The organism is Caulobacter sp. DWR1-3-2b1, from assembly GCF_049895765.1.
GTDB lineage: Bacteria > Pseudomonadota > Alphaproteobacteria > Caulobacterales > Caulobacteraceae > Caulobacter.
Genome location: NZ_JAFCSZ010000005.1, coordinates 33513 through 48110, shown reverse-complemented (window position 1 = coordinate 48110; position 14598 = coordinate 33513). Strand labels below are relative to the sequence as shown.

Genomic DNA, 14598 nt, shown 5'->3' with positions numbered 1-14598 from the left:
GCTTCGAGGGTGATAGTCCGTGCTTCTTAAATTCCCGGGTCGTTCGGCAGTTGTCCTCGCCGCCGTTCTCGTCTCCGTCACGGTTGCGGGCTGCGCCGGCAAATCCAAGAAGCCGACCCTGGCCTATGAAGAGCGCCCGGTGGAGCTGCTCTACGCCACGGGCGCCGATCGCCTGGACCGCGGCAACTGGAACGAGGCCGTCGACTATTTCCGCGAAGTCGAGCGCCAGCACCCCTATTCGGAATGGTCGCGCCGCTCGATCCTGATGACCGGCTTCGCCCACTATCAGGGCAACCAGTACAATGACGCCATCGGCGACGCCGACCGGTTTATCTCGCTGTACCCCGGCAATCCCTCGGCCTCCTACGCCTACTATCTGAAGGCCGTCTGCTATTTCGAGCAGATCGTCGACGTGAACCGCGATCAGGCCGCCACCGAGCAGGCGCTCGCGTCTCTGCGCGACGTGGTGCAGCGTTACCCCAACAGCGAATACGCCCAAGACGCCCGTCTGAAGATTGACATGGTCAACGACCAGCTGGCGGGCAAGGAAATGGCTATCGGCCGCTACTACCTGCGCCAGGGCCAGACCCTGGCCGCCATCGGCCGCTTCAAGACCGCGATCGACCGTCACCAGACCACCTCGCATACGCCCGAGGCCCTGTTCCGTCTGGTGGAGTCCTACCTGACCCTCGGCCTGGCCGACGAGGCCAAGCGCAATGGCGCGGTGCTGGGCTACAACTTCCCGGGCGATCGCTGGTACTCGGACGCCTACAAGCTGCTCAACGACGCTGGCCTCAAGCCCGCCGTGGAGCCGCTGACCCCAGGTTCCAAGAAGAACCTGCTGGACCGCCTGGTTCGCGATAAGGACGCCACCTTGGCCCCTCCCGGCGAAAAGCCGGCCAAGAGCGGCGGCATGCGGGGCCTGCTCGGGCTCTAGCCCCGGGCGGATCCTGGCCTTCCGGAACACATGCCGAACATCGGAGCGTCTGAGCGCTTTGAAAAACGCTGATTCTGGGCGAATCTCCGCGCCATGCTGATTGGTCTCTCCATTCGCGACGTCGTGCTCATCGAGAGCCTGGACCTGGCCATCGGCCCGGGCCTGACCGCCCTGACCGGCGAGACCGGCGCGGGCAAGTCGATCATCCTTGACGCCCTGGGCCTGGCGACGGGCGCGCGGGCCGACGCCGGCCTCGTGCGACGGGGGGCTGCGGGTCACGCCTCGGCCACCGCCATCTTCGCCCTGCCTGCCGACCATCCCGCCTTTGCCTATCTCGACGACAAGGGCCTGGACTATGGCCGCGACGAGGATCTGGTCCTGCGCCGCCAGCTGTCGCCTGATGGCCGCTCGCGGGCCTTCGTCAATGATCAAGCCACCAGCGTGGGCGTGCTGAAAGACCTCGGCAGTCTGTTGCTCGAGGTCCATGGCCAGCACGAGACCGTCGGCCTGCTGGACCCTCGCACTCATCGCACCCTGCTGGACGCCTTCGGCGCCGTGTCCGTCTCGGCCGTCGCCTCGGCCTGGAGCGGCTGGCGCGCCGCGCGCGAGAAGGCCGAGGGCCTGCGTGACCTCGCCAACCGCGCCGCCGCCGAGACCGAGGAACTGACTCTCCGCCTGTCGGAACTGGATCGCCTCGACCCTCGCGAGGGCGAGGAAACCGCCTTGGCCGAGGAACGCGCCCTGCTGGGCTCGGCCGAAAAGGCCCTGGCCGATATCGCCTCGGCGCAAGACGCGCTGGGCGGCGACGCGCTGTCGGGCAAACTGGCCCAGGCCTTCCGCGCCCTTGAGCGGGCCCGCGAGCGCGCGCTGCATGCCGGCGCGCCCGCCGACGGCGCGGCCATGACCCGGCTGACCGCCGCCTGCGACGCCGTCGACCGCGCTCTGGTCGAGGCTCAGGAGGCCAGCGCCGCCATCGACGCAGTGGCCGAGAGTTTCGAGTTTGAGCCCGACCGGCTGGAAAAGACCGAGGAGCGGTTGTTTGCTCTACGCGGCATGGCCCGCAAGCTGAACGTCGCCACCGAGAACCTGCCGTCCCTGCGCGCCGAGTTCGCCGCTCAGCTGCAGGCCATCGAAACGTCCAGCGAAGCCCTGAGGGCCGCCGAGGAAGAAGCCGCCTCGGCTCGTGACGGCTACATCTTCGCCGCCGAAGCCCTGTCGGCCGAGCGCCGCGCCGCCGGCGACCGGCTGGCCGTGGCCGTCGAGGCCGAGCTGGCCCCGCTGAAGCTGGACAAGGCAAGGTTCCGGGTCGCCGTCGAGGCTCTGCCCGAAGACCGCGTCGGCCCGACCGGCATGGACCGCGTCGCTTTCGAGATCTCGACCAATCCCGGCGCGCCGTTCGGGCCGATGGAGGCCATCGCTTCGGGCGGCGAGCTGGCGCGTTTCGCTCTAGCGCTGAAAGCGGCGCTGGCGGGCCGGGGAACCGGTCCCCAGCCGCTGATGATCTTTGACGAGGTCGATCAGGGCGTCGGCGGGGCCGTGGCCGACGCGGTAGGCTTGCGCCTGAAACGCCTGGCCGAGAACGCCCAGGTTCTGGTGGTCACCCACTCGGCCCAGGTCGCGGCGCGCAGCGACGTCCACTGGCGCATCGCCAAGTCCGGCGACGATCAATCGACGCGCACCCGTGTCGAACCGCTGTCGCCAGTTCAGCGCGAGGAAGAGATTGCCCGCATGCTGTCGGGGGCCGAGGTCACGGAAGCCGCTCGCGCCGCCGCCCGGGCCTTGATCAACTAGCCGACAACGCGACGCCACATGGAAGGCCTGGCGCGGAACATCGACCGCAGGGTGCCTACCCCGACGCGCGGCTTGACCCAGGCTTGCAACGGCGTGTCCACGAAACGCTCGAACATGGCGGCGAAGACCACGGCGGCCGGGAAGGCCAGAGCCCAGGTCAACCACATGGCGCCGTCGTTAAGAGCAAGCTTTCCCGCGGCGACGTTCTGGGCGCCAAACCATACGACGCCGACGAACTGGTTGGTGAGGTACAGCGCAAAGGCCAGCCCGCCCGCCGTCTTGGCCCAGCCCCAGTCCTTGCGGACCGAAGCGCCGGCCGCGAAGATCAGCACGCCCAGCAAGGCCAGGCTGGCATAGTCGAACTGCCCGACCAGTTGCAGCACCACCACGCCGGCGATGGCCGCCGCGCCCAAAAGGTCGGCGGCGCGGCCGCTGACCACGATCTCGCGGCCCATGCGGGCGATCAGGACGCCGATCAGGAAAAGGGGCAGGGCGCGGATCACGCCGTACTTCAGGGCCAGGCGGTAGGAGGCCTGACCCAGCCAGTAGCGGCAGGCGAGGTCCACGACCACGAAGATCGCCGCGCCCACGGCCATGGCGAGCCACGGCGAGCGGATGGCGGCGAACATGCGCCAAAGCACCGGGAAGGCGGCGTAGCAGAAGATCAGGGCCGACAGGGTCCAGGTCGGGGTGTTCCAGCCTGACGGGCCGTCAAAGCCCCAGGACTGCACCAGCAGGGCCTGGGCCGGCAGTTGCGACCATTGGAACCACTGCGGGTTCTGCGGGGCAATGCCGATCAGGGTGGTGGCCAGGATCAAGGCGACGAAGCCAGCCAGCATGACCAGATGCGAGGGCCAGACGCGGGCGAAGCGCTTGAGCAGGAATTCGCGGTCGCCGACCTCCCGGCTGGCGACCCGGTCGCCATAGGCGCGGCCCAGCACATAGCCCGACAGCATCAGGAAGAAATCGGTGGCCAGATAGCCGCGACCCAGTGCGGGATGGATCGCAAACAGGCTAACCGGCGCCTGCTCGGCATAGTGATAGATCACCATGAAGAAGGCCGCAAAGAACCGAAGGGCGTCCAGGGGGCCACCGCGCGCCAAATCTCTCGCTTTCACAAGTTCGCGGGCGCCAATACGGGACGTTTGCGGGGCTTTCGACATGACGGGCTCCTGACTCGCGCCCGCCGCAGCAAGCCGCGCGCCAGCAGGAGCGTTTTGCCTTGGCATCGGTTAAAAAGACCACCTGACCTTCCCAGCCGGATTCGCCCGTGACCCTGACGCCCGTCGCAGACCTCTCCGAAGCCCAGGCCGTTGAGGCGTTGGAGGCGCTGGCCGACGAACTCGCGACCCACGACCTGCGCTATCATCAGCAGGACGCGCCCACGATCTCGGACGCCGACTACGACGCCCTAAAGCGCCGCAATCTCGATATCGAGACCCGTTTTCCGCATCTGATCCGCGAGAACTCACCGTCGTTGCGGGTGGGTGCGGCGCGCGCCGACCAGTTTTCCCCCGTCGAGCATGGCGCGCCGATGCTGAGCCTCGACAACGCCTTCTCCAATGACGAGGCCACTGAGTTCGACGCCCGCATCCGGCGCTTCCTGAAGCTCTCGCCGGACGAACCTGTCGCCTATACCGCCGAGCCCAAGATCGACGGCCTGTCGGCCTCCCTCCGTTACGAGAAGGGCGTGCTGGTCCAGGGCGCGACGCGGGGCGATGGCCGGGTGGGCGAGGATGTCACCGCCAACCTGCGCACCATCGCCGATATTCCGCACCGGCTGAAGGGCTCTGGTCTTGAAGGAGGGGGCTGGCCCGAGGTGATCGAGGTGCGCGGCGAGGTCTATGTCGAACTGGCCGCCTTCGCTGCCTTCAACGCCGCCGCCGAAGCAGCTGGCCAGCGCACCTACGCCAACCCCAGGAATTTCGCCGCCGGTTCGCTGCGCCAGATCGATCCGAAGATCACCGCCCAGCGGCCGTTGCGGTTCTTCGGCTATGCCTGGGGCCTGATCAGCGAGAGTTTCGCGGCCAGCCAATGGGAAGCCCTAGCCAAGCTGGAGGAGTGGGGTTTCGTGACCACGGCCCCGCCGGCCAAGCGGGTGGAGAACGCCCAGGGCCTGCTCGACATCTATGCCGCGTTCGAGGTCTTGCGGCCCACGCTCGACTTCGACATCGACGGGGTCGTCTACAAGGTCGACGACCTGGAGCGGCAGCGCCGCCTGGGCTTCGTCTCGCGCTCGCCGCGCTGGGCGGTCGCTCGCAAATTCCCGGCCCAAAAGGCCCGCACGATCCTTGAAGCCATCGACCTGCAGGTCGGCCGCACCGGGGCGATCACGCCGGTGGCGCGACTAAAGCCTGTGACCGTGGGCGGGGTCTCGGTGACCAACGCCACCCTGCACAATGGCGACGAGATCGCCCGGCTGGACGTGCGGATCGGCGACACGGTGGTGATCCAGCGGGCCGGCGATGTGATCCCGCAGATCGTCGAGGTGGCGCTTGACGCTCGGCCCGATCCCGCGCCGGAGCCGTTCGAGTTCCCGCACGTCTGCCCGTGTCCGCTGAAGACGCCGCTAGCTCGCGAGACCAACGCCTCGGGGGCCGAGTCGGTGGTGCGTCGCTGCACCGGCGAGTTCGCCTGTCCGTTCCAGCGGGTCGAGCACCTGCGCCATTTTGTTTCCCGCCGAGCTTTCGACATCGAGGGTTTGGGCGAGAAGCAGCTGCAGGCCTTTTTCGACGAAGGCTGGATCAAGGAGCCGGCCGACATCTTCCGGCTGGCCCGTGACGAGGAGAAGCTGGAGGCCTTACGCACCCGCGACGGCTATGGCGAGACCTCGGTAGCCAATCTGGTCAAGGGCATCGAGGCCCGCCGCGCCATCGGCCTCGACCGCGCGATTTACGGCCTGGGCATGCGCGATATCGGCGAGACCACCTCGACCGTGCTGGCCCGCAACTTCGACCGCTTCGAAGACCTGCAGGACGCCGCGACCCGCGCCGCCACGGGCCTGCCGACCGCGACCTATCTGGAGCTTTCCACCGCGCCGGGCGTCGGCCCCAAGGCGCTGGACCTGCTGGTCGAGGTCGGAAAGGGTGGTCTGAAAGCCGATCCCTGGCCCGACGCTGACAGCCTTGAGGTCAAGATCGGCCACGCGGTTCCCAAGCTGACCAAGCCGGCACGCGCCGCCCTGACCGAACGCTACGGGACCTGGAACGCCTTTGCCGAAGCGCTGGCCGAAGCGGCCAATGGCGCGCCGGGCGAGGATTACCTGCATTTGGCTGCCGTCGACGGCGTCGGCCCGGTCGCCGCCCAATCCCTGGCCCGGTTCTTCAGCGAAGACCACAATCGGGAAAAGGTGGCCAATCTGATCGAGCAACTCGACATCCAGGCTGTGGCCAAGCCCCAGACCGACACCGCCGTGGCCGGTAAGACCGTGGTCTTCACTGGTGCGCTGGAGAAGATGACCCGGGACGAAGCCAAGGCCCAGGCCGAGGCGCTGGGGGCCAAGGTGGCGTCCTCGGTGTCGAAGAAGACCGACCTGGTGGTCGCGGGTCCGGGCGCGGGCTCCAAGCTCAAGACCGCTACCGACCTCGGCATCCAGGTGATGACCGAGGACGACTGGCTGGCGATGGTGGCGGGTTAGGCGGGCCGAAGTCCAGAAGCTCGCACCGGATTCGCATTGCTTGCCGGTGATCGACTCTTGTGCACCCGCAGGCCATGGCTCTGCTCTGATAGACAGTGCAATCCGGATGTCTTTAGGTCTGCCGCACAACCTAAGGGGCGCGTATGGGTCTTCGTGAACTTGTGAGGAGCTGGATACGGCCGAAGTTGACGACCGCGGCGCCAAGCCGGGATCCGCAGGATCTCAAGGCGGTCAACATCGCCATGGTCGATGAACTGATGCGCGCCATGCCTCACGATGAGGCGATGGCGGTTGCGATCGGCGGCCACTGGACCTTTTTTGGCAATCTGCAAGTCGCCCCTCTGAAGCATTACGGCCTGCCGACCGACAGCTATCTTGTCGACGTTGGTTGCGGGTCTGGCCGTCTTGCGAAGCCCCTCGCGGTGCAGCACCGCGGTGACTATTTGGGGATCGATCTGGTCCCTGCGCTTGTGGAGAACGCGCGCCGCATCACTGAACGCGCAGATTGGCGCTTCGAGGTGATCGATCACATCGGAATTCCGGAAGAAGACGCTGCAGCCGACATGGTCTGCTTCTTCTCCGTCCTGACGCACCTGCTGCACGAACAGAGCTATTGGTACCTTGAGGAGGCACATCGTGTGCTGAAGCCAGGTGGTCGAGTCGTGCTCTCCTTCCTGGAGTTCAGCGAACCTTGGCACTTCAAGAACACGTTCAAACCGACGGTCGAACACATCAAGACCGGCGGCCGTTCGCCACTGAATGTCTTCTTGCATCGCGATATTCTGGCCATCTGGGCGCCGGGACTGGTCTTCGATGTTGTTGAGATTCGCGGCGGCGGCGATGAGGTGGTCCCGGAGGGCGCTCTGGGCCAGGCCCTCTGCGTGTTCCAGAAGCGCGCCTGAGGAACGGGCGCGTCCGTTAGCGCCGTTTGCCGCCCAGTATGGCATCCAGCGCGTAGCCTCCCGCGCCATGCGTCGCCAGGACCAGCGAAATCGCGATCAGCACCAAGGCCGGGAACTGCTCGCGCAGGCTCTGGTCCAGATGCACCAGCACCATGGCGACCACGAAGTTGAGCGCCATGATCAGGCCCGCCCAGCGCGTCAGCAGTCCCGTCAGAATCAACGCGCCGCAGATCAGCTGTGCATAGACCGAAAGCGGCGCGGCCAAGCCGGGTAGAGGGCTCTTGTGGTCGGCCAGGAAGGTCGTGAACTCGGCCATGCGGGCCAGACTGACGACATTGTCCCAGACGCCGTGGATCAGGAAGACGCCGACCAGCACCCGCAGCAACAGGAAGGCCAGATCCGCGCCGCCCTTCAGGTTTGGCAGAAACAGATGCTTGTTCATGATCTTCTCTGGCTCCCCGCCCTCAAATCGCCGCGGAGCTTGCCGTTGCTGGGCGGATCGCGCAACCAATGCAGCGAACGCGCATCGCAGCGCGACCCAGGGAGTAGACCATGTTCCGCACTACCTTGATCGCCGTCGCGGCCCTCGGCGCGCTGGCCAGTCCGGCCTTGGCCGCTGACGTCACCGGCCTGTGGGCGACGTCCACCAATGGCGGCCAGGTCGAGATCGCCCGCTGCGGCAACAGCCTGTGCGGCAAGCTGGTGAGCTCGGGCCGGATCCGCAGCGAGCCCGGCCTGAAGGACTTCAAGAACAAGGATCCGGCTCAACGGGCGCGCACCCTGAAGGGCCTGCAGATGCTCTACGACTTTACCGGCGGTCCGACCAAGTGGAGCGGCGGCAAGATCTATAACCCCGACGACGGACGCACCTATGCCGGGACGATCGAGATGCCCAGCGACAACCAGCTGAAGCTGAAGGGCTGCGTTGTCGCGCCGTTGTGCAAGACCCAGGTGTGGAACCGGGTGCGGTAGACCGCCTAAAGCGGCGCGCAGACCTCTTCCATCCAAGCTCGCACCTCGGCGTCGACCCGGGGCCCGATCTCCTTAAGCACCCGCGCATGATAGGCGTCGAACTGGGCGCCCTCTTCGGCGCTCAGCAACGCCTTGTCGACCAGGCGGCGGTCGATGGGAGCCAGGGTCAGGGCCTCGAAGCGATGCATCGGGCGCTCGCCGCCGGCGACGTCTTCTGCAGGCATCACGACTTCCAGGTTCTCGATGCGGATGCCGTATTCGCCGTCCTTGTAGTAGCCGGGTTCGTTGGAAACGATCATGCCGGGCTGCAGGGCAACCGTGTTGGGGGCCTTGGAGATCCGTTGCGGACCCTCGTGGACGCCCAGATAGACGCCGACGCCGTGACCGGTGCCGTGATCGTAGTCCAGGCCATGGGCCCAGAGGGCGGCGCGGGCGAAGGCGTCGATAGCCGAACCCGCGGTGCCGGCCGGGAAGCGCAGACGGGCGATGGCCAGATGGCCCCTCAGCACCAGGGTGTTGCGCTGGACCATCTCGGCGGTCGGCTCTCCAATCGCCACGGTGCGGGTGACATCAGTGGTGCCATCCAGATACTGGCCGCCGCTGTCGACCAGGAGCAGTGAACCTGGTCTCGCGCGTTCGTTGCTGCGCTCGGTCGGGCGATAGTGGGGCAGGGCGCCGTGGCCGTTGGCTGCGCCGATGGTGTCGAACGATAGATCCTTCAGCACGCCGGTCGCTTCGCGGAAGCTTTCCAGCTTGGCGACGGCCTCTTTCTCGTCCGGGGGATTGATCTGACCCTCGGTGGCCAGCCAGTGGAGGAAGCGGGTCAGGGCGGCGCCGTCGCGGCGGTGGGCCTCGCGCGTACCGTCGATCTCGACCTGGTTCTTGCAGGCGCGAGGCAGGGTGCAGGGATCCATGCCGCGTACGACCTTGGCGCCGGCCGTCGTCAGGGTGTCGAAATACCAGGCCGAGGATTGGCCGGGATCGACCAGCACGCTCTTGCCGGCCAGATCGGCCAGGGCGCGGTCCAGAGCGTCCGGCGTTTCGAGCGACACCTGGTTGCCCAGCCACGCGGGCAGTTCCTCGGTGATCTTGGCCGGATCGATGAAGACGCGGGCCGTGCCGTCGGCGTTGATGATGGCCTGGGACAACGGCAGGGGCGAGCGGATGACATCGCCACCGCGCACATTGAACAGCCAGGCGATGGAGGCCGGGGCAGTGATCACGGCGGCGTCGGCGCCCAGATTGGCCAGGCTTGCGCCCACGCGGCCGCGCTTGGAGGCAGAGTCTTCGCCGGCATAGTCGACGGGCTGCGGAACGATGGGCGCTGCGGGCTGGGCAGGACGCTCCGCGCCCCAGGCCTCGTCCAGCGGGTTGATGGCGACGGGCTTGAGCTCCGCGCCAACCTTGGCGGCGGCGGCCTTCAGGCTCTCGAGGGCTTGCGGGCTGTGAAGGCGGGCGTCGTAGCCGATGACGGTCCCGGCCTTGGCGGTTTCCAGATAGGCCGAGACGCCGCCCTCAACGAGGTCGCGGATCTCGAACACGCCCTGATCGACCTGTTCGCGCACCTGAAGGGTATAACGGCCATCCACGAAGACTGCGGCGCGGTCGCTCATGATCACGCCCGCCCCGGCCGAGCCGGTGAATCCGCTGGCCCAGGCCAGGCGGTCATTGGCGGCGGGCAGGTATTCGTTCTGATGCTCGTCCTCGTGCGGAACGAGGAAGCCGTCCAGGCCTTGGCGCGCCATGGCGGCGCGGATCAGGGGGACGTGCTGAGGGCCGAAGGACGGGTCGGTGGATTCATCGAAGGTCTGGCGCATGCCTCGATGTAATCCGCCGACCCGAGCCTGGGAAGGGGATGATTATTGCGGCTGGGGCGCCGGTTCCGTCGAAGGCGTACGGCTATCGCCGCTGGCCGCGACGCGGTCGGCTGCGTCCTGGGCGGCCTGGCTGGCGTTGGCGGCGGCACGCTCGGTCTCGCGACGAGCCTCGTCAGCGGCGGCGCCGGCGTTGCGCGCAGCGTTCTCGGCGGCGAACTGGGCCTGCTGGGCGCTGGTGGCGACGCTGGACTGCGCGCCTTCGATCACGCCGGCCGCGCGGCCCTGTTCCTGGGCCTGAAGAAGATCGCTCTGGGTGGTGTCGGCGGGGCGCTGGGTCAACATGAAGGCCACCGCGATCACGGCGACGATGGCCACGATGCCAGCCACGACCCAACCGGTCGTGTTGCGCTCACGGATCTCGATGACGCGCTCGGTCGGCGGGACTTGGGGATCGGTATAGGTCATCGGGCTGTTCCTTGAGCCGGGAAGTCTTGGCTTGGGAACGTGCCCCTGGTCCCCTGGTTCCGCTTGGATCAGGGACGTTGCAGAACCAGTGTCGCCCAGGCGTCGCGGTGAATGCGACTGACCACCTTGAAGCCCCGCGACAGGTAGGCGGCCTTGACCATCCGCTCCTGGGTGCGCAGCAGTCCCGACAGGATCACCGTGCCGCCCGGAACCAGGGCGCGCTTGATGTCCTGGGCCAGGCTGATCAGCGGCCGGGCCAGGATGTTGGCGAACACCAGGTCGTAGGGGGCGTTGTCGGCGACCAGACGGTGGCCAAGGCCCGAGGCGTGGACGAACTTGGCGTTGGCCTGGTTCACCAGCGCATTTTCCCTGGCGATGCGGACGCTTGGTCGGTCGATATCAGTGCCGACGGCCAGCTTGCTACCGGTGCGGGCGGCGGCGATGGCCAGCAGGCCCGTACCGGCGCCGACGTCGAGCACCTTCCTGAACTTGCGGGCCTTGATCAGGCGGTCATAGGCCTGCAGGCAGCCCACCGTGGTGCCGTGGTGGCCTGTGCCGAAGGCCGCCCCGGCCTCGATGCGCAGGTTGACGGTGCTGGCCGGCAGGCGGCCGCGGTCATGCATGCCATAGACGAAGAACCGGCCGGCCTTGACCGGCGGCAGGCCCGACAGCGCCATGGCCAGCCAGTCGGCGTCGGCCAGCACTTCGGTGGTCGCTTTGAGGTCGAAACCGGCCAGCACGCGCGTCAGGCCGTCGGACTCGTCCTGCGTCGTCGGGAAGGCGTCGATCCGCCAGATGTTCTTGTCCTCGTCCTCTTCCAGGATCGAGTAGGTCGCGCTTTCCAGCGCGCTGTCGGAATCAATCGCTTCAGCGGCGGCTTCGGCGTCGGCACGGGCGCCGCGGGCGACGATCTGTTGAGGCGTATAGTCGGTCATGCCGCTCCAGTAGCGATCCTGGAACCGAAAGGCGAGCCTTGGCGCGGCTCTAGTTCAGCGACGCCGGCTCCGACGGCTCGTCTTCGGGCAGGCGAATGTCCATGATGTCGCCTTGGGTCGAGGCCCAGCGGGTCTCTTCACGCGCCGGGCGGGGCGCTACCGCGACAGGCGGCGCGGGCTCGGGGGCGGTGTAGTCCGATGCGGCATGAACGACCGGTTCCGGCTCAACCTCGTATCGGGCCTGGTAGATTTGGCGGGACGGCGCCTCCGCCAGGAAATCGGTCCCGATCACATAGTCCGGGACCTTGCCCGACGGCCAGGCGATAGGGTTGGCGTCCTCCTCGGCATAGGCGCGGTTGGGAGCCAGGGCGTAATCGGAAGCTTCGGTCTGGGATCCCACCTGGAACACCAGACCCAGCGCCACGCCCAGCACGGCCGCGAAAGGCGCGCCATACATCACCGGTCGCGAGCTGGTGAAGGTCTTCAAAGGGGTCAGATCCATGTCCATGACCTGTTAGCGCTCGACGAGCGGTTCCGTTCAATCCGGGCGCCTTGTCGGGACGCGAGCGGGTTAGGCGACAGGTCCAACGGCGCAGCCGACGAAGGGTAGTGCTAGCGAGTCATTGCGGACTTCCCCCTCCGGCGCTTCGCGCCACCTCCCCCGCCAGGGGGAGGTGGCGCGAAGCGCCGGAGACTAAAGGTGAGCTCACGCCTTCTCGACGAAACTGTCGATCACCTTCTTGTCGCCGGCCTTGTCGAAGGCAACCGACAGCTTGTTGCCCTCGACGCTCGAGATATGGCCGTAGCCGAACTTGACGTGGAACACCCGGTCGCCGCGCTTGTAGGCGCTGGCCTTCGACGGCGTCGACACCGCCACCAGACGGCCTTCGCCCTCGATAGGGGCCGAGCGTCCGCCCGAGCCGCCGGCGCGAGGATTGCTCCACGAGGCGCCGCCCGCCATGCGATCCTGAGCCCGCTTCCAGCCGGGGCTGGCATAGCCGGAACCGCCAAACGAGCTCTGGCCCGCATCGTCCCAGCGCGAGGCGGCGGTTTGCTGCATGCCCGGACCGCCGCCGTAATAGCCGGTCTCGGACGCCGCCTCGACATTGGCCAGCGGAAGTTCATCCACGAAGCGGCTGGGAAGCTGGCTGGTCCAGCGGCCATAGACCTGCCGGTTTGCAACGAAGCTGATCCGGGCCTCCTCGCGGGCCCGGGTAATGCCGACATAGGCCAGGCGCCGCTCTTCCTCGAGGCCCTTGGTCCCCTTGTCGTCCATGCTGCGCTGGCTGGGGAAGACGCCTTCCTCCCAGCCGGGCAGGAAGACCAGCGGGAACTCCAGGCCCTTGGCCGAGTGCAGGGTCATGATCCAGACCGCGTCGTCGCCGGCGCCCTTGTCCAGGTCCATGACCAGCGACACGTGCTCCAGATAGCTTTCCAGCGTGTCGAAGGCGCTCATCGACTGGACGAGCTCCTTCAGGTTCTCCAACCGGGTCTGGCTGGTAGGCCCCTTGTCGAGGCGCAGGGCGTCGGTATAGCCGCTCTCTTCCAGCACCGCCTCCAGCACGCGCTGGTGCGGGGTGGTGGCGGCCAAGGCTCGCCAGCGATCGAGGTCGCGCAGGAAATTGGACAGGGCCGTGCGGGTGCGGGCCGGAAGCTCGTCGCTGCCGACCAGAACACGAGCCGACTCCACCGCCGACAGGCTTTCAGCCCGCGCGATGTGCAGCAGTTTCTGCACCGAGGTGTCGCCGATGCCGCGCTTGGGCGTGTTGACGATGCGCTCGAAGGCCAGGTCGTCGTCGGGCGACTGGATCAGGCGCAGATAGGCATGGGCGTCGCGGATCTCGGCCCGCTCGAAGAAGCGCGGGCCGCCGACCACCTTGTAGGGGATCTGCAGCATCACGAAGCGCTCTTCGAAAGCGCGCATCTGGAAGCTGGCCCGGACCAATATCGCCATATGGCTATATTTTCGGCCGGCCCGCTTAGCCTTCTCGATCTCGTCGGCGACCATTCGGCTCTCGGCCTCGCCGTCCCAGACGCCGCTGACCTTGACCTTTTCGCCGCCCATGGCCTCGGTCCACAGGGTCTTGCCCAGGCGGTCCTTGTTGGCGGTGATCAGGCCCGAGGCGGCGGCCAGGATGTGCTCGGTCGAGCGATAATTGCGCTCCAGCCGGACCACCTTGGCGCCTGGAAAGTCACGCTCGAACCGCAGGATGTTATCGACCTCGGCCCCGCGCCAGCCATAGATCGACTGGTCGTCGTCGCCAACGCAGCACACGTTCTGACGGCCCTGGGCCAGCAGGCGCAGCCACAGATACTGGGCGATGTTGGTGTCTTGGTACTCGTCGACCAGCACATATTTGAACCGGGTCTGGTAGTCGGTCAGCACATCGGGATGGCTGGTGAAGATGGTGATGTTGTGCAGCAGCAGGTCGCCGAAATCGCAGGCGTTCAGGATGCGCAGCCGCTCCTGGTACTGACGGTAAAGGGTGACGCCCTTGCCCGCAGCGAACTCGGACCCTTCGGCAGGCGGCACGCGCTCGGGCGTCCAGCCCTTGTTCTTCCAGTTGTCGATCATCCCCGCCAGGATCTTGGGCGTCCAGCGCTTGGCGTCGATGTTCTCGGCCTCGATCAACTGCTTGAGCAGGCGTTCCTGATCGTCATTGTCGATGATGGTGTAGCTGGACTTCAGGCCGACAAGCTCGGCGTGGCGGCGCAGGATCTGGGCGGCCACCGAGTGGAAGGTGCCGAGCCACCGCAGGCCTTCGGCCTCGGCGCCGATGATGTGAGTGATCCGCTCGCGCATCTCGCGGGCGGCCTTGTTGGTGAAGGTCACGGCCAACAGTTCCCAAGGGCGGGCGCGGCCGATCGACAGGATGTGAGCCAGGCGCGTGGTCAGCACCCGCGTCTTGCCGGTGCCGGCGCCGGCCAGGACCAGCACGGGTCCTTCCGTCGTCTCGACGGCCGCGCGCTGCTCGGGGTTCAGTCCGTCGAGATAGCTTGCTTGCCCATGGGGGTCGCCGCCGCCCGGGCCGCGGGGGCGGGCCAGATCGGAGATGCGCGGAGAGGAGAGGTCGCCATGATGAGGGGGCGAGTCGGGGCCAGAAGACATGGAACATATGTAGCACGAACGGTGGCCGGCTTA

12 protein-coding genes are annotated in these 14598 nt (G+C 67.1%); 5 read left to right on the top strand and 7 right to left on the bottom strand.

The window, feature by feature from the left end:
• Positions 1 to 19 precede the first annotated feature (19 nt).
• Both ACP69S_RS06695 and recN read left to right on the top strand, forming a co-directional pair.
• The gene (locus ACP69S_RS06695; protein WP_425995795.1) at positions 20 to 937 is read left to right on the top strand and encodes an outer membrane protein assembly factor BamD; all 918 of its coding nucleotides are present in this window, start codon (positions 20 to 22) and stop codon (positions 935 to 937) included.
• A gap of 93 nt (positions 938 to 1030) precedes the next feature.
• On the top strand, positions 1031 to 2728 hold the full coding sequence (recN, locus tag ACP69S_RS06690; RefSeq protein WP_425995794.1) for a DNA repair protein RecN: 1698 nt from the start codon (positions 1031 to 1033) through the stop codon (positions 2726 to 2728).
• Here the strand turns inward: recN and ACP69S_RS06685 are convergent.
• Positions 2725 to 3891 (bottom strand): acyltransferase family protein, encoded by a 1167-nt coding sequence (locus tag ACP69S_RS06685; protein WP_425995793.1) that lies wholly within the window; start codon positions 3889 to 3891, stop codon positions 2725 to 2727. The two genes, recN and ACP69S_RS06685, sit on opposite strands and share 4 nt — an antisense overlap.
• Positions 3892 to 3998: 107 nt before the next feature.
• Here ACP69S_RS06685 and ligA point away from each other — a divergent pair, with 107 nt between their 5' ends.
• Complete coding sequence (gene ligA, locus ACP69S_RS06680) at positions 3999 to 6365, top strand: NAD-dependent DNA ligase LigA (protein WP_425995792.1); 2367 nt, start codon at positions 3999 to 4001, stop codon at positions 6363 to 6365.
• Positions 6366 to 6550: 185 nt separating this feature from the next.
• Positions 6551 to 7267, top strand: coding sequence for a methyltransferase domain-containing protein (locus ACP69S_RS06675; RefSeq protein WP_425995791.1), 717 nt, complete (start codon positions 6551 to 6553; stop codon positions 7265 to 7267).
• 16 nt (positions 7268 to 7283) lie between these two features.
• On the opposite strand, the gene ACP69S_RS06670 is transcribed toward ACP69S_RS06675, so the two are convergent.
• A complete protein-coding gene (locus ACP69S_RS06670) occupies positions 7284 to 7709 on the bottom strand; it encodes a DoxX family protein (protein ID WP_425995790.1) in 426 nt (141 codons plus the stop codon).
• 110 nt (positions 7710 to 7819) lie between these two features.
• Between ACP69S_RS06670 and ACP69S_RS06665 the strand changes: the two genes are divergently transcribed.
• The gene (locus ACP69S_RS06665; RefSeq protein WP_425995789.1) at positions 7820 to 8239 is read left to right on the top strand and encodes a DUF2147 domain-containing protein; all 420 of its coding nucleotides are present in this window, start codon (positions 7820 to 7822) and stop codon (positions 8237 to 8239) included.
• 5 nt (positions 8240 to 8244) lie between these two features.
• Here the strand turns inward: ACP69S_RS06665 and ACP69S_RS06660 are convergent, their stop codons facing one another.
• The 5 genes from ACP69S_RS06660 to ACP69S_RS06640 form a co-directional block, all read right to left on the bottom strand.
• Complete coding sequence (locus ACP69S_RS06660) at positions 8245 to 10056, bottom strand: aminopeptidase P family protein (protein ID WP_425995788.1); 1812 nt, start codon at positions 10054 to 10056, stop codon at positions 8245 to 8247.
• Positions 10057 to 10098: 42 nt separating this feature from the next.
• The gene (locus ACP69S_RS06655) at positions 10099 to 10521 is read right to left on the bottom strand and encodes a hypothetical protein (protein ID WP_425995787.1); all 423 of its coding nucleotides are present in this window, start codon (positions 10519 to 10521) and stop codon (positions 10099 to 10101) included.
• Between the two features lie 68 nt (positions 10522 to 10589).
• The gene (locus ACP69S_RS06650) at positions 10590 to 11456 is read right to left on the bottom strand and encodes a 50S ribosomal protein L11 methyltransferase (RefSeq protein WP_425995786.1); all 867 of its coding nucleotides are present in this window, start codon (positions 11454 to 11456) and stop codon (positions 10590 to 10592) included.
• A 49-nt stretch (positions 11457 to 11505) separates the two neighbouring features.
• Positions 11506 to 11958 (bottom strand): hypothetical protein, encoded by a 453-nt coding sequence (locus ACP69S_RS06645; RefSeq protein WP_425995785.1) that lies wholly within the window; start codon positions 11956 to 11958, stop codon positions 11506 to 11508.
• Positions 11959 to 12162: 204 nt separating this feature from the next.
• Entirely contained in the window at positions 12163 to 14565 is a 2403-nt protein-coding gene (locus ACP69S_RS06640) for an ATP-dependent helicase (RefSeq protein WP_425995784.1), read from the bottom strand.
• Between the last annotated feature and the right edge of the window lie 33 nt (positions 14566 to 14598).